The organism is Mammaliicoccus sp. D-M19, assembly GCF_022386695.1.
GTDB classification, from domain to species: Bacteria; Bacillota; Bacilli; order Staphylococcales; family Staphylococcaceae; genus Mammaliicoccus; species Mammaliicoccus sciuri.
The window spans coordinates 15,621-40,959 of the sequence record NZ_JAJNHW010000005.1; the positions used below are offsets into that span (position 1 = coordinate 15,621).

General features: G+C 32.8%; 23 protein-coding genes. 14 read left to right on the plus strand and 9 right to left on the minus strand.

What is annotated here, in order from left to right; genetic code table 11:
• Position 1 precedes the first annotated feature (1 nt).
• The 12 genes from LQ675_RS10485 (at position 2) to LQ675_RS10540 (ending at position 15,626) form a co-directional block, all read left to right on the plus strand.
• Positions 2–1,069: an undecaprenyldiphospho-muramoylpentapeptide beta-N-acetylglucosaminyltransferase gene (locus LQ675_RS10485; protein ID WP_048542974.1), complete on the plus strand. Its 1,068-nt coding sequence runs from the start codon at positions 2–4 to the stop codon at positions 1,067–1,069.
• A 13-nt stretch (positions 1,070–1,082) separates the two neighbouring features.
• Entirely contained in the window at positions 1,083–1,691 is a 609-nt protein-coding gene (locus LQ675_RS10490; protein ID WP_058611288.1) for a phosphatase PAP2 family protein, read from the plus strand.
• 645 nt (positions 1,692–2,336) lie between these two features.
• Positions 2,337–3,011: a response regulator transcription factor gene (locus tag LQ675_RS10495; RefSeq protein ID WP_048542978.1), complete on the plus strand. Its 675-nt coding sequence runs from the start codon at positions 2,337–2,339 to the stop codon at positions 3,009–3,011.
• Complete coding sequence (locus LQ675_RS10500) at positions 3,008–4,384, plus strand: HAMP domain-containing sensor histidine kinase (protein WP_025905221.1); 1,377 nt, start codon at positions 3,008–3,010, stop codon at positions 4,382–4,384. The genes LQ675_RS10495 and LQ675_RS10500 overlap by 4 nt, the downstream gene beginning before the upstream one ends.
• Positions 4,385–4,475: 91 nt before the next feature.
• Entirely contained in the window at positions 4,476–7,262 is a 2,787-nt protein-coding gene (locus tag LQ675_RS10505; protein ID WP_075577956.1) for a 2-oxoglutarate dehydrogenase E1 component, read from the plus strand.
• Between the two features lie 13 nt (positions 7,263–7,275).
• Positions 7,276–8,520 (plus strand): 2-oxoglutarate dehydrogenase complex dihydrolipoyllysine-residue succinyltransferase, encoded by a 1,245-nt coding sequence (odhB, locus tag LQ675_RS10510; protein ID WP_048543004.1) that lies wholly within the window; start codon positions 7,276–7,278, stop codon positions 8,518–8,520.
• Between the two features lie 555 nt (positions 8,521–9,075).
• Complete coding sequence (locus LQ675_RS10515; protein WP_048543006.1) at positions 9,076–9,891, plus strand: VOC family protein; 816 nt, start codon at positions 9,076–9,078, stop codon at positions 9,889–9,891.
• A gap of 15 nt (positions 9,892–9,906) precedes the next feature.
• Positions 9,907–10,110: a DUF6501 family protein gene (locus LQ675_RS10520; protein WP_048543008.1), complete on the plus strand. Its 204-nt coding sequence runs from the start codon at positions 9,907–9,909 to the stop codon at positions 10,108–10,110.
• Positions 10,111–10,188: 78 nt separating this feature from the next.
• Positions 10,189–10,986, plus strand: a complete 798-nt coding sequence (locus LQ675_RS10525) for an ATP-binding protein (RefSeq protein WP_048543010.1) — start codon at positions 10,189–10,191, stop codon at positions 10,984–10,986.
• Positions 10,987–10,996: 10 nt separating this feature from the next.
• Positions 10,997–12,883 (plus strand): vWA domain-containing protein, encoded by a 1,887-nt coding sequence (locus LQ675_RS10530; protein WP_075577954.1) that lies wholly within the window; start codon positions 10,997–10,999, stop codon positions 12,881–12,883.
• Positions 12,884–12,998: 115 nt separating this feature from the next.
• Positions 12,999–14,336 (plus strand): branched-chain amino acid transport system II carrier protein, encoded by a 1,338-nt coding sequence (gene brnQ / locus LQ675_RS10535; RefSeq protein ID WP_075577953.1) that lies wholly within the window; start codon positions 12,999–13,001, stop codon positions 14,334–14,336.
• An 87-nt stretch (positions 14,337–14,423) separates the two neighbouring features.
• Entirely contained in the window at positions 14,424–15,626 is a 1,203-nt protein-coding gene (locus tag LQ675_RS10540; protein WP_048543016.1) for a DUF819 family protein, read from the plus strand.
• Between the two features lie 666 nt (positions 15,627–16,292).
• Here the strand turns inward: LQ675_RS10540 and LQ675_RS10545 are convergent.
• Genes LQ675_RS10545 through LQ675_RS10555 form a run of 3 tightly spaced genes read right to left on the minus strand, consistent with a single transcriptional unit; the run spans position 16,293 to position 18,486 of the window.
• Complete coding sequence (locus LQ675_RS10545; protein WP_058591278.1) at positions 16,293–17,495, minus strand: toxic anion resistance protein; 1,203 nt, start codon at positions 17,493–17,495, stop codon at positions 16,293–16,295.
• Positions 17,488–18,201, minus strand: a complete 714-nt coding sequence (locus LQ675_RS10550) for a 5-bromo-4-chloroindolyl phosphate hydrolysis family protein (protein WP_048543020.1) — start codon at positions 18,199–18,201, stop codon at positions 17,488–17,490. The genes LQ675_RS10545 and LQ675_RS10550 overlap by 8 nt, the downstream gene beginning before the upstream one ends.
• Before the next feature lie 15 nt (positions 18,202–18,216).
• The gene (locus tag LQ675_RS10555; RefSeq protein ID WP_048543021.1) at positions 18,217–18,486 is read right to left on the minus strand and encodes an acylphosphatase; all 270 of its coding nucleotides are present in this window, start codon (positions 18,484–18,486) and stop codon (positions 18,217–18,219) included.
• Positions 18,487–18,633: 147 nt separating this feature from the next.
• Between LQ675_RS10555 and LQ675_RS10560 the strand changes: the two genes are divergently transcribed.
• Both LQ675_RS10560 and cspA read left to right on the plus strand, forming a co-directional pair.
• Positions 18,634–18,936 (plus strand): DUF1033 family protein, encoded by a 303-nt coding sequence (locus LQ675_RS10560; RefSeq protein WP_048543023.1) that lies wholly within the window; start codon positions 18,634–18,636, stop codon positions 18,934–18,936.
• Positions 18,937–19,104: 168 nt separating this feature from the next.
• Positions 19,105–19,305 carry a cold shock protein CspA gene (cspA, locus tag LQ675_RS10565; RefSeq protein ID WP_016912585.1) on the plus strand — a complete coding sequence of 67 codons (201 nt, stop codon included), beginning with the start codon at positions 19,105–19,107 and terminating at the stop codon, positions 19,303–19,305.
• Between the two features lie 106 nt (positions 19,306–19,411).
• Here the strand turns inward: cspA and lysA are convergent, their stop codons facing one another.
• The 6 genes from lysA to dapA form a co-directional block, all read right to left on the minus strand.
• Positions 19,412–20,677, minus strand: coding sequence for a diaminopimelate decarboxylase (gene lysA / locus LQ675_RS10570; RefSeq protein ID WP_107601862.1), 1,266 nt, complete (start codon positions 20,675–20,677; stop codon positions 19,412–19,414).
• Positions 20,677–21,747 (minus strand): alanine racemase, encoded by a 1,071-nt coding sequence (gene alr / locus LQ675_RS10575; protein ID WP_239727940.1) that lies wholly within the window; start codon positions 21,745–21,747, stop codon positions 20,677–20,679. The genes lysA and alr overlap by 1 nt, the downstream gene beginning before the upstream one ends.
• Entirely contained in the window at positions 21,747–22,895 is a 1,149-nt protein-coding gene (locus tag LQ675_RS10580) for a M20 metallopeptidase family protein (RefSeq protein ID WP_239727942.1), read from the minus strand. Before LQ675_RS10580 ends, alr begins: the two co-directional genes overlap by 1 nt.
• A 98-nt stretch (positions 22,896–22,993) precedes the next feature.
• Positions 22,994–23,713 (minus strand): 2,3,4,5-tetrahydropyridine-2,6-dicarboxylate N-acetyltransferase, encoded by a 720-nt coding sequence (gene dapD / locus LQ675_RS10585; RefSeq protein WP_048543030.1) that lies wholly within the window; start codon positions 23,711–23,713, stop codon positions 22,994–22,996.
• Position 23,714: 1 nt separating this feature from the next.
• Entirely contained in the window at positions 23,715–24,452 is a 738-nt protein-coding gene (dapB, locus tag LQ675_RS10590) for a 4-hydroxy-tetrahydrodipicolinate reductase (RefSeq protein ID WP_107601864.1), read from the minus strand.
• The gene (gene dapA, locus LQ675_RS10595) at positions 24,449–25,339 is read right to left on the minus strand and encodes a 4-hydroxy-tetrahydrodipicolinate synthase (RefSeq protein ID WP_239727953.1); all 891 of its coding nucleotides are present in this window, start codon (positions 25,337–25,339) and stop codon (positions 24,449–24,451) included. Before dapA ends, dapB begins: the two co-directional genes overlap by 4 nt.

Sequence of the window (25,339 nt, forward strand, 5' to 3'; positions counted from 1 at the left end):
CATGAAGAAGATAGCATTTACCGGTGGCGGTACGATAGGACATGTTGCAGTCAATTTAGCACTAATCCCTGAAGCACAAAAACGTGATATCGAAACAATATATATTGGATCTAAAAACGGTATCGAAAAAGAAATGATTACTGACTCTGCCAAAGATACGAAATATATTCCGATATCAAGTGGTAAGTTACGTCGATATTTATCTTTTGAGAATTTAAAAGATGTCTTTAAAGTATTAAAAGGTGTATTAGACGCTAGAAAAGTATTAAAGAAAGAAAAACCAGATTTAGTCTTTTCTAAAGGTGGATTCGTCAGTGTTCCAGTTATTATCGCTGCCAAATCATTAAAAATTCCTTCAATTGTACATGAATCAGATGTTACACCTGGTTTAGCAAATAAAATATCCATGAAATTTGCTAATAAAATGTATACAACTTTTGAAGAAACTTTAAAATATGTACCTAAAGAAAAATCAGATTATATTGGTGCTATTATTAGAGAAGATTTAAGAGATGGCTCTAAAGAAGAAGGCTATCAATTAACAGGCTTTAATGATCAATTACCTGTACTACTGATCATGGGTGGTAGCTTAGGTTCTAAAGCATTAAATAAAGCGATTCGAGATAATTTAGATTATTTAACAAAGAAATATCAAATTATTCATTTAACTGGTAAAGGTCATGTTGATCAAAATATTAAAAACGCCAACTATGTTCAATATGAATTTGTTTCAAATGAATTGATGCACTTCTATGCGATTACTGACACTGTCATCAGTAGAGCAGGCGCTAACGCTATTTATGAGTTTGCGACATTAAAGTTACCAATGTTATTAATACCACTTGGTTTAGATCAATCAAGAGGCGATCAAATTGATAACGCTAAAATTTTCGAGAAAAATGGATATGCTAAAGTATTACAAGAAAAAGATGTGAGCCAATCTAATCTGATCAGTCAACTTGATAAATTAGAAAATGAACGAGAAGATATTATTGACAAAATGTCACATTTCAAAGAAAGTTATACGAAAGAAACACTATTTAACAAAATTGAATCAGACATAAAGTAAAGGGGGCAATCGAATGAGCCAAGCAAACCGTACTTTACTATTACTCATATTTAGTTTGATATTTGGAGTCATCGCGTTTTTCCATGAATCCAGACTCGGTAAATGGATAGATAATGAAGTTTATAACTTTATTTATTCAACTGAAAGCTTTATAACGACTTCTATAATGCTTGGTTTTACTAAATTAGGAGAAGTTTGGGCTATGATTGCCTTATCACTCATTGTGATTTGTTACTTAAAACTTAAAAAATATAACATTGAAACATTATTTTTTGCAGTTACGATGATTTTATCAGGTACATTAAATCCACTTCTTAAAAACATATTTGACAGAGAAAGACCAACTTTACTTAGACTGATAGATATATCTGGATTTAGTTTTCCGAGTGGACATGCAATGGGATCCACCGCATTTTTCGGGTCACTTATATACGTAATATTTAGAGTGGCAAACAAATCTATACGACCGTATTTGATGGGATTATGTGTAATTTGTATCGCAATGATATCATCGTCACGCGTATACTTAGGTGTTCATTATCCAACTGATATAATCGCAGGCATTATCGGCGGTGTCATTTGTATATTGTTAACTCAAAGTATGTTACGAAAGAAATTATAGATGAGTATGGAACAGGGTGAGCTGTTCCATACTTTTTTTGGATTAAATAGGGGATGTGCGGATGTTATTTCGGGCGAGGTGAATATAGTAGTTCCGTTATGAACAAGTTTGGTCGAAAGTGTTCATAAGGATACTAGTAATTACACTTCTTATGAGTTTTGTAATTAAGGATACCGTTATTTGCAGTTCTTATCAAAAGTGCTAATACTGGAACCGTTATTTGCAGTTCTAACCCGAACTGCTCATAACGCTCTCTCATTTAAATAAATCCATACAAAAAACAGCCACAGTGATTTGGACAGAATCACTGCGGCTATTTTACTTTTATGGGCATAAAAGGGGGTTATAGAAAATGTTCAATCCATACTTAGAGGGGGAACTCTTTTATTTGATTGATAATCATTTTCAATTACTATTATAACCAATTGAGAATGAATGTCAATTAGTTATTTAAAATTTTTACTATTTTAAATGATAAAATAGTGATGCTCATATATAATGAACATGTTAAACTCGAAAATGTTATCTTTTACTAGAGGGGGAACTCTTTCATTGATAATCATTTTCAATTACTATTATAACTAAATGAGAATCATTGTCAATTGAAAATTGAAAACTTTTATAATTTTATTACGAGGTGGCATTATGAAAAAAATACTCATCATAGAAGATGAACAAAATTTAGCGAGATTTATAGAATTAGAACTTAAGCATGAGGACTATGAAGTGGAAATATGTAATGATGGAGAAAGTGGGCTAGAGCAAGCTTTATCTGAAGATTACAATTGTATATTACTAGATCTCATGTTACCGAAAATGAACGGTCTTGAAGTATGTAGACGTGTTCGTCGTGAGAAAGATACACCGATTATTATGATAACGGCTAAAGGCGATACATATGATAAAGTTATTGGTCTTGATTATGGCGCAGATGACTATATTGTTAAACCATTTGATATTGAAGAATTATTAGCGAGAATTCGCGTTATTATTAGAAGAAATGTCACGGTTGAACCAGTAAGTCATACAATTACTGTTAATGATTTAACAATCGATAAAAATGCTTTTTCCGTATCTATACATGGTGAATCTGTTGATTTAACGAAGACTGAATATGAATTATTATTATTACTAGCTGAAAATCAAAATTTCGTCTTACAAAGAGAACAGATTTTAAATCATGTTTGGGGTTACGAATCAGAAGTTGAGACAAATGTTGTGGATGTATATATTCGTTATTTGCGTAATAAGCTTAAACCATTCAAAAAAGAGAATATTATCGAAACTGTTAGAGGAGTGGGATACGTGATTAGATCATGAAACAACAATCATTAAAAACTAAATGGATGATGCTCACTACGACGATTACGTTTATTATATTTGCTTTATTTAGTATGTTTATCATTTATTTCATTAGTTTATATTTGAAAGACCAAGAAACAAGCACAGCAACAAGAAGCACATATGACACAATCAATTTATTAAAGACTAAGACACTCGGTCAAATTACTTCAACTGATATAAATGCAACGATTACGGATAATCAAAAGCTTGTTCTCTATGATAGATTTGGTAAACCCATTTTTGAAGAAACACACAATAATGATTTGGATTATACACCTAAGTTTGAACGTGTGAATCAACTTAAAATTTATGAAACGAAACAAGATAATAAATCATATATTGTGGTTTATACACCTGTAAACACAAGTTATTTCAGTGGATATGAAGCCGTTGTTCATCCGCTAGCAAATTATGATGCCATTATTAAATTTATGATTATATTAGCAACTGTGTTTGGATTAACGGCATTATTCTTAATTGCATTAATTAGTTATGTATTCTCATCGCAAATTACAAAACCTATTACGATATTGTCTGATAAAATGAAACAAATTCGTAGAGACGGTTTCCAAGAAAAACTTGAAGTACCCACAAACTATGAAGAAACCGACGATATGATCCAGACCTTTAATAGAATGATGGAACAATTGGAAAGTTCTTTTGACCAACAAAAACAATTCGTCGAAGATGCTTCACATGAATTGAGAACGCCGCTGCAAATTATACAAGGGCACTTAAACCTCATTCAAAGATGGGGTAAAAACAATCCAGAAGTATTAGAAGAATCTTTAGATATTTCTATTGAAGAAATGACACGCATCACGAAACTCGTCGAAGAATTACTTTTATTATCGAAAGATGCGAGATCTAGTACTGGTGATGAAATTGATATTGTCGATATCAATTACGAAATAAATTCTAGAATTAAATCATTAAAGAAATTGCACCCAGATTATACATTTAATTTCGAATCAAATTACAATGCTATTAGAATGAATATCAATCGATTTCATTTTGAACAAATGTTATTAATCTTTATTGATAACGCTATGAAATATGATAAGAAAAATAAAAACATTGAAATTGTTACCAACTTAAAAAACAGAAATATTACAATAGATATTATTGACCATGGTGTGGGCATACCTCAAAAAGACTTAGAATTCATATTTGACCGCTTTTATAGAGTTGATAAATCACGTTCAAGAAAAGAAGGTGGCAATGGACTCGGCCTTTCAATTGCTAAGAAATTAGTCAATTCTTATGATGGAATTGTGAAAGTAGAAAGTGTTGTGAATGAGTACACAAAAATATCAGTTGTATTTAAAGAATCTTTTATAAACAAATAAGTTCAATATTGTCAAATTAGCCTTTAACTCAATACTGTTAAGTGCTAAAATGGAAATGTAAACGGTTTATAATTTTCTTGGAGGGTGGAACATGAAGAATGATAATCATGTCGAAGCACCTGTAAGATTTGGAACTAACTTAGGGTTAATGTTAGAAATGTATGATAATTACGTTAATGATCCAGAGTCAGTACCGGAAGACTTGCAAGTGTTATTCGATGAATTAACAAGTAACAACACAGGCGCTGGCCTACAATCAAGTACTGGGGTGGACAACTCAAGTGTCAAACGTGTAATGCGTTTAATTGATAATATCAGACAGTATGGACATTTAACTGCAGATATTTATCCAGTGTACCGTCCAGAAAGAAAAAACGTACCTAAATTAACACATCAAGACTTTGGACTATCAAAAGAAACTTTGGAAAAACTTCCAGCAGTTATCGTATCAGATCACTTTGATGGAGAATTTAACAATGCATATGAAGCAATAGAATATATGACTTCTTGTTACCAAGGTCCTATCGCTTTTGAGTACACGCATATTAATAATAATGAAGAACGCGTATGGTTGAAGAGATATATCGAATCAACACATACGATTGAAATTTCTAAAGAAGAAAAAATCGAACTATTAAAAAGTTTAGCTGAAGTAGAAGGCTTTGAAAAATATATCCATAAGAATTTTGTAGGTGCTAAACGCTTCTCAATCGAGGGTGTAGATACATTAGTACCAATGTTACAAAGAGTCTTAAAACGTACGAATGCGGCAAACATACCAAACATCCAAATTGGTATGGCGCATAGGGGTAGATTAAACGTTTTAACTCACGTATTAGAAAAACCATATGAAATGATGATTTCTGAATTTATGCATAAGAACCCACTTATTTTCTTACCGAAAGATGGTTCATTAGAAATCACAGCTGGTTGGACAGGCGATGTTAAATATCATTTAGGTGGTACAAAGACTACAAGTAAATACGGTATCGAACAATCGATTACTTTAGCCAACAACCCAAGTCACCTAGAAATCGTTTCTCCAGTCGTTCTTGGTAAAGCGAGAGCTAATCAAGATACAACAGTTGATGCTGGAAGACCAAGTCAAGATGTTAACAAATCACTTGCTGTCTTAATTCATGGGGATGCTGCATTCCCTGGACAAGGTATTAACTTTGAATCTATGAACTTAAGTAACTTAGATGGTTACACAACTGGTGGTTCATTACACATCATTACAAATAACAGAATTGGTTTCACAACAGAAGCAGAAGATGGACGCTCAACAACATACTCAACAGATGTTGCAAAAGGCTATGACTTACCAATTATCCATGTAAATGCAGATGATGTTGAAGCAACTGTTAAAGCAATTGAAATGGCAATGGACTTCAGAGAGAAATTTAACAAAGATTTTGTAATCGATTTAGTTGGTTATAGACGTTATGGACATAACGAAATGGACGAACCATCTATTACAAATCCAATGATGTATAAAGCCATTAAAGAACATCCATCTATTGAACATATTTATGGTAAACAACTTGTCGAAGAAGGCATTATTACAGAAGACGAAATGAATGGCATTTTTGACGATGTAACGAAACGCTTAAGAGCTGCTCATGACAAGATTGATAAAGATGCTGAAATGGATAATCCAGAAATGACTTTACCTGACAACATCAGTGAAGGACAAGATTATGAGTTAGCAAATGCTACTTATGAAGAATTAAAAGCGATTAATGATGCAATGTTTGATTATCCAGAAGATTTCACGGTATTCAAGAAGTTAAACAAAGTATTAGATAGACGCCGTGAACCATTTGAAAAAGACGGTCTTGTAGACTGGGCACATGCAGAACAACTTGCATTTGCGACAATTTTACAAAATGGTACACCAATTCGATTAACTGGACAAGATTCAGAACGTGGAACATTCGCACATAGACATGCTGTGTTACATGATGAGAAAGATGGAAAGTTATTTATTCCATTACATCACGTACCGAATGGAAAAGCATCATTTGATATTCATAACTCACCATTATCTGAAGCCGCAGTAGTTGGTTTTGAATATGGTTATAATGTTGATCATCCACAATCATTTAATATTTGGGAAGCACAATATGGTGACTTTGCAAATATGGCACAAATGATATTCGATAACTTCTTATCAAACAGCAATGCTAAATGGGGAGAAAAGAGTGGTTTAGCTTTATTCTTACCACATAGTAATGAAGGACAAGGTCCTGAACATTCATCAGCGAGATTGGAAAGATTTTTACAATTAGCTGGTGAAAACAACATGACAATAGCAAACTTAACAAGTGCTTCTAACTATTATCACTTATTAAGAAGACACGCTAAATATCTTAACACAGATAAAATGAGACCATTAGTCTTAATGTCACCAAAAAGCTTGTTAAGAAACAAAATTGTTTCTCGTCCAATTGATGAGTTCACTAAAGGACAATTCGAACCAATTTTAGTTGAACCATACAAGAAGACTAAAGTTAAGAAAGTTATTATTTCATCAGGAAAAATGTTTATTGACTTAAAAACTGAATTACAAAAAAATCCTAACGATGAACTTTGTTTAATTGCACTTGAACAACTTTATCCATTCCCTAAAGAAGAGATAAAGAACGTTCTTTCTGAATTCAGAAATCTAGAAACAGTTCGCTGGGTTCAAGAAGAAGCTAAAAACCAAGGTGCTTGGTCATTCGTTAGCTTAAAACTTCAAAACATTCTAGAAGATCGCAAAGTAGAGCTTGAATATCATGGCCGTAAAGTACGTTCTTCAACTGCAGAAGGCGACGGCGAAATATACAAACTTATACAAAGTAAAGTAATCCAAGAAGCTTTAAAACATAATTAGGGGGAAATGAATCATGTCAGAGGTAAAAGTACCAGAATTAGCAGAATCAATTACAGAAGGAACAATTTCAGAATGGCTCAAATCAGTTGGTGACCAAGTTGAAAAAGGTGAAAATATCGTCGAACTTGAAACTGACAAAGTAAATGTTGAAGTCATTTCAGAAGTTGCAGGTGTTCTAACTGAAATCAAAGCTGAAGAAGGCGATACTGTTGAAGTAGGTTCAGTCATTGCAGTCGTTTCAGACGGAGAAGCACAACCAGCTTCAAACGATGCTAAACCTGAAAAGCAAGAAGAACCATCTAAAGAAGATGCAGGTAAACCAGAAGCTACAGAAACAAAAGAAGAAACAGCATCTTCAAATGAAAGAATTCAAGCAACACCATCAGCACGTCGTTTAGCACGTGAAAAAGGTATCGACTTAAGCAAGGTTAAGACTCAAGCAAGTGACGTTATTCGTCCAGAAGACGTTGAAAGTGCAGCTAAACCTCAACCACAAGCTAAACCAGCTGAGAAAAGCCAACCAGCACAAGCTAAATCTAATGACAATCCTTCTAAACCTGTTGTTCGTGAGAAATTATCACGTAGACGTCAAACAATAGCTAAGAAATTATTAGAAGTATCTAATAACACAGCTATGTTAACAACATTTAATGAAGTTGATATGACAAACGTAATGGAATTACGTAAACGTAAGAAAGAAAAATTCCAAGAAGACCATAACGGTACACGTTTAGGATTCATGTCATTCTTCACTAAAGCAGCAGTAGCAGCATTGAAGAAATATCCTGATGTAAATGCTGAAATTGATGGTACTGATTTAGTACTTAAACAATTCTATGATATCGGTATTGCCGTTTCTACAGAAGAAGGTTTAGTAGTACCAATCGTTAAAGATTGTGATAAGAAAAACTTCGCTGAAATCGAACAAGATATCGTAGACTTAGCTGTTAAAGCTAAAGATAAAAAATTAGGCTTAGATGACATGATGGGGGGATCATTCACTATTACAAATGGTGGCGTATTTGGTTCATTAATGTCTACACCAATCATCAATGGTACACAAGCTGCTATTTTAGGTATGCACTCAATTGTTACAAGACCAATTGCAATTGATAAAGATCGTATGGAAAATAGACCGATGATGTACATCGCATTAAGCTACGACCACAGAATAATTGATGGAAAACAAGCAGTAGGATTCTTAAAAACAATTAAAGACTTAATTGAAAATCCAGAAGATTTATTATTAGAATCTTAATATAGTATTATAGGAAAATACAACGACGATTTATCGTCGTTGTATTTTTTTCGTTTTATAAATTACCTCAAATCTGAGTTGTGGTTTTATTTTTAATTGAAAATGGCTTACTATAAAGAAAGTATTGAATTAAAGCTAGAATTTTAAATGAGGGATAATATGGTTCAAGTTATTTGCACTTTAAGCCAGAACTGCTAATAACGATACCAGTATTTGCACTTTGAGCCAGAACTGCTAATAACGATACCAGTATTTGCACTTTGAGCCAGAACTGCTAATAACGATACCTGTATTTGCACTTTGGGCCAGAACTGCTAATAATGGGGGCCTTATTTACAAAACTCGTAAGAAGTGTAAATACTGGCGCTCTTATGAACACTTTCAGCTAAACTTGTTCGTAACGCGGCTCTTATGAACACTTTCGACCAAACTTGTTCGTAACGGCGACCACACAACCCAAAAATATATTTTTCATTATTCTCAATTTGATTGATTTGTCATACTTTGAATTTATTTGATATAATTTATAAGAATTCATATATAGGAGAGATATTCATGAATGGACTAAGAAGTGTTACATTATGGACTTTTGATATTAAAGAAACAGAGTCATTTTATAAAGATATTTTAGGGCTTAATACCTTGATGAACCATGAAAAGAATATCTTACATATCGGTGATGCAAAATTAGCGCCTGGTACGAGACTGATTTTCAAGCAATATTCTGGTGATTCAGATCAATTAGATACGCATTTTCACGGGATTGCTTTACGTGTACCGACTGATTACGCATTATATGAATATAAACAACAATTTGATGATCATCAAGTTAAATATGAGTCTGTACAACAATTAAATGGTAAGCATCTGTTTAAATTTTATGATAATAATGGACATGCGTTACATCTTATTTCTGATGAACAAAATTCTGGTGTGCCACTTGGAACTGCTTATGATGGTGGTCCAATTAGTCCTATTCATCAAATTCAAGGAATAGGGCCGGTAATGGTTAAATCACCTGAGACTCAAGCAACTGGCTCATTATTAAATAATATTTTTGAGTTGCAATTGTTTGCCGAATACAAGACAATAGATGATGAGTCAGCTATCGTATTTAAAGTCGGTGCTGGTGGAAATGGCGGAGAGTTACATTTGATTGATTATCCAAATGTGATTGAGTCATTAAATCCACCTATCGAAAGAGTAGCAATCTCCATTGATGATATCGATCATTTTGAAAAAATTGTTAATCACGTTAAAGAAATTGAATTGGAACATCATATTATTCAACATGAAGCCGGCTTAATTTCGTTATATGTGCGTGACTTAACTGGCATCATCATTACAATTACATATGACACAGTGAATTAAAGGAGCGGTTTATTTATGTTACATGAAACTTGGAAAGAAAATCACGTTATTAAACAAGTAGAAGTTACACATACAGATGCAGAAAAATTTAAAGTATCTGATATGTTAACAGTTGGTAAAACATATGATGTCGTTAATGAAACAGAAGAATATTATCAAATCATTGATAATTCTGGACTTGTTGGCGGCTACTACAAAACATACTTTAAAGAAGTATAAATATACGAGAAGAGTCTGATACATCTATATGTTCCGGACTCTTTTTTAAGTATATAAAATGTACTAAAGGAGAACACAATGGCTAATTTTAATAAATATTTAAACAACGATGAAACAATATATGATGATGCTTTGTCTATGATAAAGCTTAATAAGAATATACTTTTAAAAGGACCGACTGGTTCTGGTAAAACGAAACTAGCTGAAACACTTGCGAGAGATTTAAACAAACCGATGCATTCTGTAAACTGTTCTGTAGATTTAGATGCAGAAAGTTTATTAGGTTTCAAAACAATTGAAACAAACGAACAAGGTCATCAACAAATCGTATTTATCGACGGACCTGTTATTAAAGCAATGAAGAATGGCGATATATTATATATTGATGAAATCAATATGGCGAAACCAGAAACGTTACCTATTTTAAATGGTGTATTAGACTTTAGAAGATCGTTAACGAATCCATTTACAGGTGAAGTCGTACAAGCTAAAGAAGGCTTTTCAGTTGTTGCTGCAATCAACGTAGGATACATTGGAACATTACCAATGAACGAAGCATTAAAAAACAGATTCGTTGTCTTGGATATTGATTATATAGATGGCGAAACTTTAAAAATGATTATTAAAGAGCAAAGTGCATTACAAGAAGATGAAATCATCGATTCAATTGTTCAATTTAATAAAGATTTACGCATTATGTCGAGCCAAGGTCAAATTTCAGAAGAGTCAGCGAGTATAAGAGCATTGATTGACTTAGCTGATTTAGCGACTGTTATTCCAGTTAGACGTGCGATTAAACGTGCCATTATAGACAAAATAGACGACGAAAGAGAACAACAAGCCATACAAAATGCAATTGAATTAATTTTCGAGTAAGGAGAATATCATGAGTGATCGTTTTATATTATTTAATGACGAACAAATCGATGCACAACAAATAATGATGTTAACTGATTTAGCAAAATTATTACTTGAAGATCCAAACGTTAAAGTTTCTTTCCAAAAATTCCAACACTATGATCCTATCAACAATACTTGTAATGTTAGTTTCACTTGGTTACATCGACCTGAACACATTATAAATGCAGGACTAAAATCCGACATTATGTTAGATACTTTAGGATTTAAACATACAGATCCAGCTATTTATAAAGAAGTATTAGATGAATCATTTGATCATATGAGCTTTTTTAAACAATTATTTATGCTCATTGAAGAATACCGTCTTTCAAATCTGATTATGGTTAAACGTCCAGTCACTAAAAAGTTGTTCAAACATAGACTGAATGTCAAAATCAAACAAAATAATAGTCAAATCCATGTTTATCAAACGAAGACAACTTATACAGACTTATTATTTTTAGCAATAGAACATGCTATTTTAAATGAAAATTTCATAAACAATATTTCAATAAATGATGATTTTGATGATGCACTTGTACAAGTGTTTAATCGTTTAACGCAAATATTCAACTTGCAATCATCAGAAGATAGTTATGATTTAGCTGTAAGTATCATGATTTTAGTGGATTATTTGTTAAAAGAAGATATGCTCAACCAGTATTATCATATACCTGAGCGTATTTATCGTTCTTATGAAGAAGAATGGACTTTAGAAGATTTAAAACGTCAAGATGCGGCTAACACTAATCAAAGTCATGAACAAGAACATGATCCTGACGATATTGAAACTGAAGATGCTAAAACAAAGACAAACGATAGTCAAACTGACAGCACTTCTTATTTAGAAATGGAACTTCACGAAGGCGAAAATAGCGACATTCTTACAGACAACGATAGAGAAGGTGACGCTGGCGATGATATGACGGATATGATCGAGAAAAAAGGTAAGGGTTCTAATAATACTTTAGATGATGAAGAGGGCGGCGCACAAGGTCTTAATCAGCAATATCAACTTAAAGGTATTAACCAAAATGTTTCTCTGACTTTCAATCGACCAGATATTTTACCGGCGCATGTGTCAGCCTATAAAGAAGCTGTTGATAGTGTTCAGTTTGAAATAAAAGACTTAACAAGTATTATCCAAAAATCAATGAATCATCAATATAGTGATATTAGAGAGAACTTAACTAAAGGTAGATTGCAAAAGAACTTACTAAATTGGTTTATCGATGATCAATATAAACTATTCTTCAAAAAGGATGCATTTAGTAGAAAATTAGATGCAACATTCACATTATTAGTTGATGCATCAGCAAGTATGCACGATAAAATGGAAGAAACTAAAAAAGGTGTCGTCCTATTCCACGAAACACTTAAAAATTTAGATATTAAACATGAAATTCTAGGTTTTAGTGAAGATGCTTTTGAAGCTGATAAATTAAATCAACCTAATACAATCGAAGAGCTCATCTTATATAATGAATCAACACTTAAACAAAATGACGCAAGAATTATGACGCTTGAACCACAAGATGATAATCGTGACGGTGTCGCTTTAAGAGTTGCAACACAACATTTACTTCAAAGATCTGAGACACAAAAATTCTTAATTGTATTTTCTGATGGGGAACCTTCAGCTTTTGATTATGCAGAAGACGGCATTATAGATACACATGAAGCTGTGATAGAAGCAGATAAACAAGGAATTTATGTCTTTAATGTATTCCTTAATCAAGATGTGATTGATGAAGCCACGAAAAAGACTGTTCATAACATCTATGGTAAACAAAGTTTATTTGTAGAAGGTGTTGAAAATTTACCATACCAATTGGCACCGTTATTAAAAAAATTACTGTTGCAATCTATATAATTAGCAAAACTAAATAATAACATTCTTTTTTAAATTTTCAGAAATTTCATATAGACGAAAACAAACTCCAATGATAAAATATAAATTATTGTTAGACGCAAAAGGAGTAAAATATATGAACAAGAATATTTTTGTAGTAGGGTTTATGTTATTCGCGATATTCTTTGGTGCCGGGAACCTAATATTCCCACCAGCATTAGGATTATCGAGCGGTCATTTCTTCTGGCCAGCAATATTTGGTTTTGTAATTACGGGAATCGGTTTACCACTTATTGGTGTAATCGCAGGTTCAATTGAGGACAAGGGATACAGAGTTTCATTAAGTAAAATTCATCCAGTCTTTGCAATTATATTATTAATTGCAATTTCTTTAACGATAGGACCACTATTCGCAATACCACGTACGGCAGCAACATCTTTTGAGATGGGTATTACACCAATTTTTGATACAAATAGTTCAATGGCTTTATTTATATTCTCACTTATTTACTTTGTGATTGTTTTTTACTTAAGTTTCAACTCAAGTAAAATGGTCGATAAAGTCGGTGCGATATTAACACCTTTACTATTAATCTCGATTACAGCATTAATTATTAAAGCATTCTTCTCATTAGGTGGAGGAGCTACAGTTGAAGGTGATCCTGCAGTATATAGTAGTGCTGGAACAAGCTTTGGTAAAGGTTTCGTTGAAGGCTACTTAACAATGGATGCTATCGCAGCTATTGCTTTCTCACTCATTGTTATTACAGCAATTAAGAGTAAAGGTGTAACGAGAGAAACAGGATTATTCAAACAAACAATTTATGCAGGTGTTATTGCAGCAATTGCACTTGGATTTATTTACATCTCTTTAGGTTGGATCGGAAATCACATGAATGTTTCAGCTGAGACACTAAAAGAATTAAACGATAACGGTCAAAATATCGGTACATATCTCTTAACAACAGCCGCGCAATTAGCATTCGGTGAATTTGGTAAATATTTAATCGGTATTATCGTTGCATTAGCTTGTTTAACAACAGCTACAGGTTTAATCGTGTCAGTAAGTGAATTCTTCCACGAAATTATACCTAAAATTTCTTACAAATGGTTTGTAACAATCTTTACATTAATTAGTTTCATCCTTTCAAACCAAGGTTTAACTACAGTAATTAAAGGTTCACTACCAGTATTATTAGTGTTATATCCAATCGCAATTACAGCTGTATTATTAATTGTTCTTGCTAAATACGTTGGAACACCACCAATTGCTCAACAATTATCAGTGGCACTTGTAACAATTATTTCATTAATATCAGTTGTAAACCAAATGGGTTGGGCTAAAATTGGATTTATTCAACAATTACCATTATCAACTTACCAAATGGAATGGATACCTTTCGCAATCGTAGGATTCATCATTGGATTTATAATCGGTAAAGTTAAGAATCAAGCACCAATCACATATTCGTAAGTTGTATAAGAATCTTCAAAATTATTTTGAAGATTCTTATTTTTTATGTCATCATATTGATAACAAAATAAAAAGGGGTTGGTATTCATGATATTAAATGCATTCATAAACAAAGATGAAACATGGCTTTTGTGGGCAATTCTAGTAGGTATTGCAGCCATTAGTATCTTCTTAGAACAGAGATATCAATTTGCAGCAAAACTAACAGGCGCTATCATTGCATTAGTTGGTGCGATGATATTATCCAATCTCAATATCATTCCGATTGAATCACCTGTCTATGACCAAGTGTGGGAATATGTCATTCCATTAGCAATACCTTTACTTTTATTTAGATCAAACATATTTAAAATTTGGAAAGAAAGTAGAAGACTTTTATTCATATTCCTAATCAGTTCAGTAGGTACTGTAGTAGGTGTTGGAGCAGGATTTTTATTACTTCACCAATTCATACCTGAACTAGATAAAATCGGTGCTATGATGACTGGTAGTTACATAGGTGGTGGTGTAAATTTTGCAGCACTTAGCACGAAATTCCAAACACCAGGCGAATTAGTATCTGCAACTGTTGTAGCCGATAATAGTGTAATGGCATTCTACTTCATTGTACTGATTACGCTACCGAATATGACATTTATTAAAAAATATTTTAAAAGACTTTATAATTCAAACGATGATGCAAACAGTAATCAAGCAGAAGCGTATTGGAAACGAAATGATATAAGTTTAAAAGATATTGCTTATTCAATTTCCATAGCATTTGTATTAGTTGCGATTAGCTTTAAAATTTCAGAACTTGTTAATGAATACATTCCTAAAAATAATCACTTTATGGAAATATTAGTGAGTATCATAGGTGACCAATTTTTATTATTAACGACATTAACACTTGTTACAGTGGCTATGTTTAGTAAATTCTTTGAGAATTTAAACGCTTCTGATGAACTCGGTACATTTTTAATATATATTTTCTTTGTCGTAATAGGTGTACCTGCATCTATACCAATCATTATCAAAACAGCACCATTATTATTTATTTTCGTCGCAGTTATTTTGATTTTCAATTTATCTATAACATTATGCTTCGGTAAATTGTTCAAATTCAATATTGAGGAGATGTTACTAGCTAGTAATGCAAATGCCGGAGGACCAACAACAGCAGCTGCATTAGCGATTTCTAAAGGGTGGCAAGGATTAGTAGGACCCATTTTAATCATCGGTACTCTAGGTTATGTAATCGGAAATTACGTCGGAACATTAATGGGGTATTTCTTAAGTCAATTTATGTAAGAGGGTGTAGGGATGAGTAGAGTGATGTAGGAGATGTGAGTTTGTTGGGATTTAACACAGATCTAAAACTATCTCTTGGCTTTATTCATCCTTTAAGCCAAGACTTAGGCTATCTCTTGGCTTTATACAGCACTTAAGCCACAACTTAGGCTATCTCTTGGCTTTATTCAGCACTTAAGCCACAACTTAGGCTATCTCTTGGCTTTATTCAGCACTTAAGCCACAACTTAGGCTATCTCTTGGCTTTATACAGCACTTAAGCCACAACTTAGGCTATCTCTTGGCTTTATTCAGTACTTAAGCCACAACTTAGGCTATCTCTTGGCTTTATTCAGTACTTAAGCCAAGACTTGGACTATCTCTTGGCTTTATTCAGTACTTAAGCCAAGACTTGGACTATCTCTTGGCTTTATTCAGTACTTAAGCCACGATTTCTACTCCAAAATTATTGTATTGAAATAGCCATTTTCTAATATATTCTAATATAGCAAGTATCTATATTGTATTTTTTCGATAAGATATTACATCCTTCGTTTCCACTTTTATATTCTCGAATCAATTTTAATTTGAAATCTAAACTATATTTTTTATTCATAAATAAACACCCCTAAAGTTGAATTTTAGTTCAACTTTAGGGGTGCACTTAATTGTTGGTGGGTCTATTATTTATGATTTAAATGTATTTCTCAATTGCTGCTGTTCGTCTTTGAGTTGTAATAATTTTGTTTTTAAGTCTTGTTCTAAGCTTTGTAATTCTTGTTCTGCTTGCTGACGTTTACGTGTGCCGTCTTCTTGTATGCGTAATGTTTCTTGAATTGTATCTACTATATTAGTTTGGGTCGTCTTCAATGTTTCGATATCAACGATGCCTCGTTCATTTTCTTCAGCTGTTCTAATCGCATTCTGTTTCAACATTTCAGAGTTCTTCAGCAATAATTCATTAGTTGTATCTGTTACTTTTTTCTGAGCTTCTGAAGCGCCTTGTTGTCTTAAAAGTGTTAACGCGATTGCCATTTGATTTTTCCATAATGGGATACTCGTTAAAATTGAACTTTGAATTTTTTCGGCTAAAGTTTGATTAATATTTTGTATCATTCTGATTTGTGGGGCAGATTGTAATGTGATTTGTCTAGAAAGTTGTAAGTCATAAATTCTTTTTTCTAGTCGATTAATATATTGTTGTAAATCTGCTAGTTCTTGTACATCCATTTGGTTATTTGATGCTTTAACTTTTTGTTCTAATTCTACAAGATTATGTTGTTTCAACTCGTCGCGTTTCTTTTCTGCTGCTGCGATATAAATATTTAATGCATCAAAGTAAGCTTTATTTTCTTCATATAATTGATCTAATAAGCCTACATCTTTCATTAGCATATTTTGTGATTTCTGAAGTTCTACAGATATTCGATCGACTTGTGCACCAACAGATTGATATTTACTAAACATTTCATTTACAGAACGTTCAGCTCTTCTAAAAATGCGTTTCAATCTAGATTGATTTTGTTTTTGTAATTCATCTGGATTTACTTCTTTTAATTTATTCATTAAATTTCTTAATGAATTACCAATAGGTCCTACATCTTTAGATTGTACTTGTGTAAGCATTTGATGTGAGAACTGTGATAATTTATTTTGTGCTTGTTGACCATAGAGTAGAAGACCATCATTATCTAATGGTTTAATTTGCTTAGCAATTTCATCAATTTTACGTTGATCTTCATCTGAGAATGTCTTTTCGTAAGTTGATGTTACATCAGAAGGGGTCTGTTGTTCTGTAATTTCTGAAGTTTGTGGTGTTAATGCTTCTGATGAATCTTTAAATGGGTCATCAATAAGGTCGTCAAATAAGTTCTTATTCGTTTCAGTCATTGTTACGCTCCATTTCATATTCATATTTTTTATGAGTTTTTGTTAAATTTACTTTTTCTTTCGTTGATTCTGGAATGCCTTTTCTATAGCTATTTCTTTGTTTAGCAATATCAGCAAGTTCCATTTCAATATCTAATTGATGATAACTCGATTCATTTAATTCTTTTAAATCTGCAACGAGTGTTCGTTTATTTTCATCAATTGTAAGCTTCGTTTGTTTAAGTTTAGCTTTTTCTTCTTTAGATTTATTCGGCATACGTTGTAAAAGTGTGTAATTATCAATTAAATTCACAGTATTATCTAAGTGAGAGTAGAAGAAGCTTTCGACTTTATAAAATTTCTCAGGTGACTGTTTAACTGTGTTATAAATTGTACGTGCTAATTTAGCTACTTCGTTTAAGTTCTTGAATTCTTTATATGATCTGATTCGCATATAATTTTTATAAAGTCTTTTCAATTTTGGTTGCGCTTCGTTTAACTGTTTTCTAATAAAATGAAATTCTCTTCGTGTTAAACCCATTTCTTTCAAATAACGTCGTGAACTATACCATTGTATTGGTAAAAAGCTAATAACGTAAGTACCTGCAAATACAGCCATATCGATAAGATAATTTAAATCTAATTGAAAAACACTAAATAAAAAAGCAATAAATGATATAGGTACTGCTAATAATGCACCTAATACATATGATAAATTATATTTCATTGTCATCTTCCTAAATTATAACGTTTTGAAATGCTTAGTTTTTTCGTCTAAAGTGGTATCTTCGATTGTATAATTTTCTACAACTGAAGCTGGCGCTACTCCCTGGATAACACCATCAGTAAATTGTTTTAATTGATCTTCTTCACCACTTGCGTATATTTCTACATAATCGCTGACATTTTCAACGGTACCGACTATTTTATGTTTCTTAGCGAGTTGAGCAGTGAAAAATCGAAACCCAACACCTTGTACGCGTCCAAAAACTTTTATATGTTTTCCGTTCATATTTATCACCTCATATCTTTATTATAAAGGGTTCAGTGTAAAAAAACTAATAATTAGAAACAAATCGACAAGCTATTTTCTTGATTTAATAATCAATAAGATTTAAATTAACTCTAGGGCAATTTTCTAAATAGGGGAGATTTTAAGATGTATAAAATCGTAACAATCCGAACAGATTATGAGGGATGGTGGCTGTTTGACGATTGGAAAGACTATATCATTAAAGAAATTGAATGTCATGACTATGAAGAAATGGTCAATCAATATCATAATCTACTTAATCAATATCAAACGAAGTTTACTAATGAACTTGTAGGTAAACATAACATACATGCTTTCTATAATAATTGTGATCTATCTTACTGTGAAGACTGCGAAGAAGATATGCAAATATTTTATAGTATTCTTATATTAAATGACAATTCAATTTATACACCATTACCAAAATAATAAATTCTGAAAATATCTTAAATGGTATTGCATTTGAATATTCTGTGACGTATAATAAGTAATAGCAATATCGTTATTCCATATTGCAAATAACATTATTAATTAATTGTGTTTTTTGTAATATGCGAATATCGCATATTGAATTTTAGTCTTGGAGGTTTCACAATTATGAAACAAGGTACAGTTAAATGGTTTAACGCAGAAAAAGGATTTGGCTTCATCGAAATTGAAGGAGAAAATGACGTATTCGTACATTTCTCAGCAATTAACCAAGAAGGTTACAAATCTTTAGAAGAAGGTCAAGCAGTAGAATTCGAAGTAGTTGAAGGCGACCGTGGCCCACAAGCTGCAAACGTTGTAAAACTATAATATATATGAATTTGAACGACTAAAAAGAAACCCTAACGATGTTAGGGTTTCTTTTTGCGTTATCATATTGTTATTATTTAATAATAAATTTCATGATTTCAGCTTATTATTTTACGTCATTCATAATCAATTGTTTTAAAGTTTGTCTCTTAATAACTTCTCTTGCTTTTCCATCTTTAACAAATAGAACTGAAGGTTTAAGCATTTGATTATAATTTGAACTCATAGAGTAATGGTAAGCACCTGTAGATAATACAGCTATATAATCACCGATTTTTGTAGATTTAGGAAGTTTCATATCTCTACCAATTAAGTCGCCTGATTCACATAACTTACCAGCAATTGTGACTTCATGTGTATCTTCATCATTTCTATTCACTAACAACGCTTTATATTGTGCATCATAAAGTGCCGTTCTAATATGATCACTCATACCACCATCAATCGATACATACGTATTAACATTAGGAATCTCTTTAATCGTTCCTACTTGATACAACGTAACGCCCGCTTCACCAACAATTGAACGGCCTGGCTCTATAGAGATTTCTGGAATAGCCATGTCATATTTTTGACTATTTTCTTTGATCGCATCTGTAATCAACTTAATACCATCTTCAATAGGGTAACTTTTATCCGCTTCAGTATATTTAATACTAAATCCGCCACCTAAATTTAATATATCAATCTCAATATCATGTTCTTTTAACCATTCAAATACAATTTGGATTGTGTTGATTGTACCATCCGCTTCAAAAATTTGTGATCCAATATGGAAGTGAATACCTTTGAAGTCTATTTTATCTGATTCTTGTAAAGCACGTACACCTTCAAGTGCCATACCGTGTTTAATAGACAAGCCAAATTTACTATCTTCTTGACCCGTTTGGATAAATTCATGAGTATGTGCTTCAACGCCAGGATTAACTCTTAAAACAGCTTTAATAGGCTTAGAAGCTAATCTATTAATACGTGTGATTTCATCTAAAGAATCAATTACGAAATATTCAACGCCGCTTTCAATAGCATATTCAATTTCTTCATTCGTCTTATTGTTACCGTGAAAATGAATTTTACTTGGATCAAATCCACTTGCTAAAGCTGTATATAATTCACCTTCAGATACGACATCTAGACCCATTTCTTCTTCTTCCATCAACTTAAACAATTGAATACTACTAAAGGCTTTAGAAGCATAAGAGATATTATATGATAATCCACTTTCTTTAAAAGCTTCATGGAATCTTCTACATTGTGTTCTAATTTGTTCCTCATCATATACGATAGTAGGGGTACCAAAACTTGCAGCTATCGTTTGTAATGATACATTGCCCATTGTGAGAACACCTTGGTCATTATATTTAACTGTCATTATCTAATCTCCTTTATTAATGAATGATGGTTTAATGCACTGATTTGCTCAGAATTTGCACCAACACCTTTAAATGTAAATTCATCAATCCTTATATCGTTACCATACATAACGACTTGATCACCACTTTGGATTGTATCATCTACTTCAACGAACATGTGACTCATCATCAACCCTCTAATTGGATAGCGCTTTTGATTAATAAGCGCATCATGTTTCGCTCTTGTCTTAAGTATACCGTCTCCATAGCCAATATCAACTACAGCAATGTTACAATCTTTATCAGCTTTATATTGGAAACTATAACCACAAGTTTCTCCTTTTTTAATAGGGCGAACTTGTATCACATTTGCTGTGACAGTAAAGTTTTGTTCTGTAAGTGAAGTGGGGAGGGTACTATAAGGTCTTGAACCATAAAGTATAATACCGAGACGAGCGTGCGTATGTTGATTTAACAATCCGTCTTCTCGTACATAACTTGCACTATTTTGTGCATGAATAAATTTAAAGGCATAACCTAGGTCTAATATAAATGATAAACAATTAACCCAAGCTTGTCTTTCTGTTTCATATTCATCGCCACCGAATTCATCCGCATATCCGAAATGTGTCCAAATACCTTCCATAATCGCTTGCTCTGCAATAGGTAAGCTTTCATTATGTTTGAGTACTTGCAACATTTCATCTTGGTCTTTCAAACCAGAACGGTGTAAAAGATTTTCAAGTTCTAAATGTAATTTAATGCCCGCTAAATCTTCAATATGTTCATGATAGAATGTTAATGATGGTAACGTCATCGCAATGTTATGTGTCTTTAATGTTTCAAATTCAATAGAAGGGTTCATCAAAAAGATATTCACTTGTTTATCTATTTCACGAATTCTTACCGCTTCATGAAGTGATGTTGTACTGAATGTTTGAATACCTGCTTGAATAAAGGATTTAACTGCGAATTCTAGTCCAAAATGATAAGCATCGTTTTTCACGACAGCCATAACTTTGTTATCTTTAATAACATTTTTAGCATTTTTTATAAAATTTTGTTCATCAATCGTAATACGTGCTACCATTATTTGTCCGCTCCTTGATTTAATAGTGCTGTATAGTAATCAGCGACACTGATTAATACTTCTTCATCGAAATTGAGTCTATTTGTATGTAGACCATAAATATAATCTTTTTCAACATTGCGTGTTCCAAAAAAGACAAAATAACTTGGTGCTAATTGACGATAGAAACTAAAGTCTTCACCAAATAAATAAGGCTTTTCTAGTTCATGTAGTGTTAAGTCTAGGCTCGTTAAAGCTTCTTTAACACCCTCATATAATTGTGCATCATTTGTAGTAGGTGGATACCCTTCAGCAAAATCAACCGTACATGTCACACCAAATAACAATTCAACACTTTCTGCAATTTTTTGCATTTGATTTTTAACAATTTCAAGATCATTCGTATCATATGTACGAATCGTGCCTTCTAAGTAACCATTCTCTGGAACGGTATTAATGGCTTCGCCAACATTGAACTGTCCAACATGAACAATATTGCGATTTAAACCATTTAAATGAAATTGCTGAATTTGTGTAACTTGAGAAAGGACATGCATCATCGCTTCTGATGCTGCTTTACCATCTTCTTTACTGGCAACATGACTCGAGCTTCCTTTTAAGTAAAATCGATACTCTGTTGCACTAGCTGTAATTTCATCATTTTTAAAGGCTACTATGCCGACATCTTCAAATGGCATAATATGAACGCCATAAATTTGCTCTATATGATATTTATCAAACACGTTTGATTGGATTAATTGATTTGCACCGGCTTCAGTTTCTTCTGAAGGTTGGAATATAAATACTACATTATGCGGTAATTCACCTTTATCATATAAAGCTTTACAACGATGCGTAAAAAGCATTAACGCTGTCGTATGACCATCATGACCACATGCATGCATAACTTGATCAACCGTACTTTTATAAGGTACATCGTTTACTTCTTGAATAGGTAAGGCATCGATATCCGCTCGATACGCAATAGTATGACTCGAATTGCCTTCTAAATAACCAATGATACCCGTTTGAATAGGGCGTTCGTAAGGAATATTTAATTGTTTTAAGAAGTCTTCAATGTATGCAGTTGTCTCATATTCTTGCATACTTAACTCTGGATGTTGATGTAAGTATCTTCTTGTATTTTTCACAAATTCTAATTCAGACATTTAACTCAGTCCTTTGTATTATGTATAGAAAGAGGGAGCGGGATAGAAATTTCATTTAAGGAAAATGATATCGCAGTCCCGCCCCGACTAAAATGATATTATTGATTTAAATTACGTAAAGCAGATACAATTTCTTTTTTACCGTCTTGAACATCTGCTGATTGTTTAATAACTTTAGCCGGTGTACCAGCTACTACTGCGCCAGCCGGAACATCTTTAGTTACGATAGCACCAGCTGCAACGATTGCACCTTTGCCGACTCTAACACCTTCAAGGATAACAGCATTTGCACCGATTAATACGTCATCTTCAATTACTACAGGTGATGCACTTGGTGGTTCAATAACACCCGCTAATACTGATCCAGCACCAACGTGTACATTTTTACCAGTTGTTGCACGTCCACCTAAAGTAGCGTTCATATCTACCATTGTACCTTCACCAACAACAGCACCGATATTGATTGTAGCACCCATCATAACAACCGCACCGTCTTCAATAACTGCATGTTCTCTAATGAAAGCACCTGGTTCGATTCTTGCATTTGTATTTGTTAAGTCTTTTAATGGAATTGCTGAATTGCGACGATCATGTTCAATTTCTAAATCTGTAATAGCTGATTGATTCGCTTCATAAAAGCTCTTCCAATCTTTAGCATCACAGAAAATTGTTTTAGATGTTTCAGAACCAAATACTTTAAATGACTCTGGGAATTCAACATTTTCAAATGCGCCGTTTACATAAACCTTTAAAGGCGTTACTTTCTCTGCCTCACTAATATATTGTATAATTTCTTCTGCCGTAAAATCTTTAACCATGTTAAATTCTCTCCTCATTTAAATTATTGTATGTGTAATATCCGTTTTCTTTATTGACTAGAACATCTGCTACATTAATTGCGCCATTAGCGAAAATATCTTTAGACTGCGCACGATGTGTGATTTCAATCGTTTCGTCATGGCCAGCAAATAATACTTGATGTTCTCCAACAATTGTACCACCACGTTGTGAACTAATGCCAATTTCTGCAGGTTCACGTTTAATAGTTGATTCATGTCTATCATAAACTGGTACAGATTGTGCTCTTTTTTCTTTAATTGCATCATATAGTTGAACGAGTGTACCACTTGGTGCATCGACTTTCTTATTATGGTGCTTTTCTAACATTTCAATATCAAAGTCTTCTAATAATGGTAATGCATATTGAATAATTTCTTTGAGTATATGCACGCCATAGCTCATATTTGCGCTGAAAAATACAGGCATATTTTGAGATTTTTCTTTTAACTTTTCTATGATTTGTTCTTTTTCACCAGTCGTTGCGATAACTAAAGGTAATGTGAAGTCTTCTTCTAATAATGGCAATAATAATTCAGGATTAGAAAAGTCTATCGCCACATCCGCTTCTGGCGCTTCTGAAATAGATTCAAAAGCAGGGTAGGGATATGATTTCGTTGAATCCTTCACGACAACACCAACTATTTCGTTGTCTCTTTCTTCTGCTAATCTTGCGACGCGTTCATTCATTGCGCCATATCCGATTAATAATATCTTCATTGTTTTACACCATCTTTAAACTTAGTAAATGCTTCACTTAAAACTTTTCTTTCTTGTTCTTCCAATGCAACAAGCGGTAATCTTACTTCATAACAACCGAAACCTAATTCAGACGTTAATAACTTAATCGGCACTGGATTAACATCTACACTTAAGTGATTAAGTAATTCTGTAATATCACGATTTAAAGTGTTTGCTTGTTCTAATTGATCATTAACGACATAATCATATAATTGTTGTGTTTCTTGTGGTATAGCATTTGCTACAACTGAAATTAATCCCGCTCCGCCTAATTGATAGTAATCCAACATATTGTCATCATTACCACTATATAATGCAAAGTCACTTGGTAATTGTTGTTTTAAAGTTTTTGCATATTCTAAATCTCCTGTCGCATCTTTTAAAGCCACGATGTATGGATTTTCACTTAGTTTAAGCACCGTTTCAATATCTATCGTCATATTTGTTCTTGATGGGACATTATAAAGTACAACAGGTAATGCAACTTCATCCGCAATTTTTGTGAAATGCGCGATTAATCCACGCTGACTCGTCTTGTTGTAATAAGGTGTGATTAACATAATCGCATCAGCACCTAATTCTTTAGCTTTTATAGAAGCATCGATAGAAGCTTGCGTATTGTTTGTACCTGTACCTGCTATAACTGGAACACGGCCATTGACTTTTTTAATCCCACATTCTAATAACGTATTTCTTTCTTCTGTTGTAAGGGAAGGGTTCTCTGCTGTTGTTCCGTTAATAATAATACTTTTAACACCATTATCTATTAAAAATTCTATATGATTTTCAAAGGCTTCGTAGTCTACATCCTCATTTGTAAATGGTGTTGTAAGGGCAACGCCCACACCGTTAAAAATATGTGACAT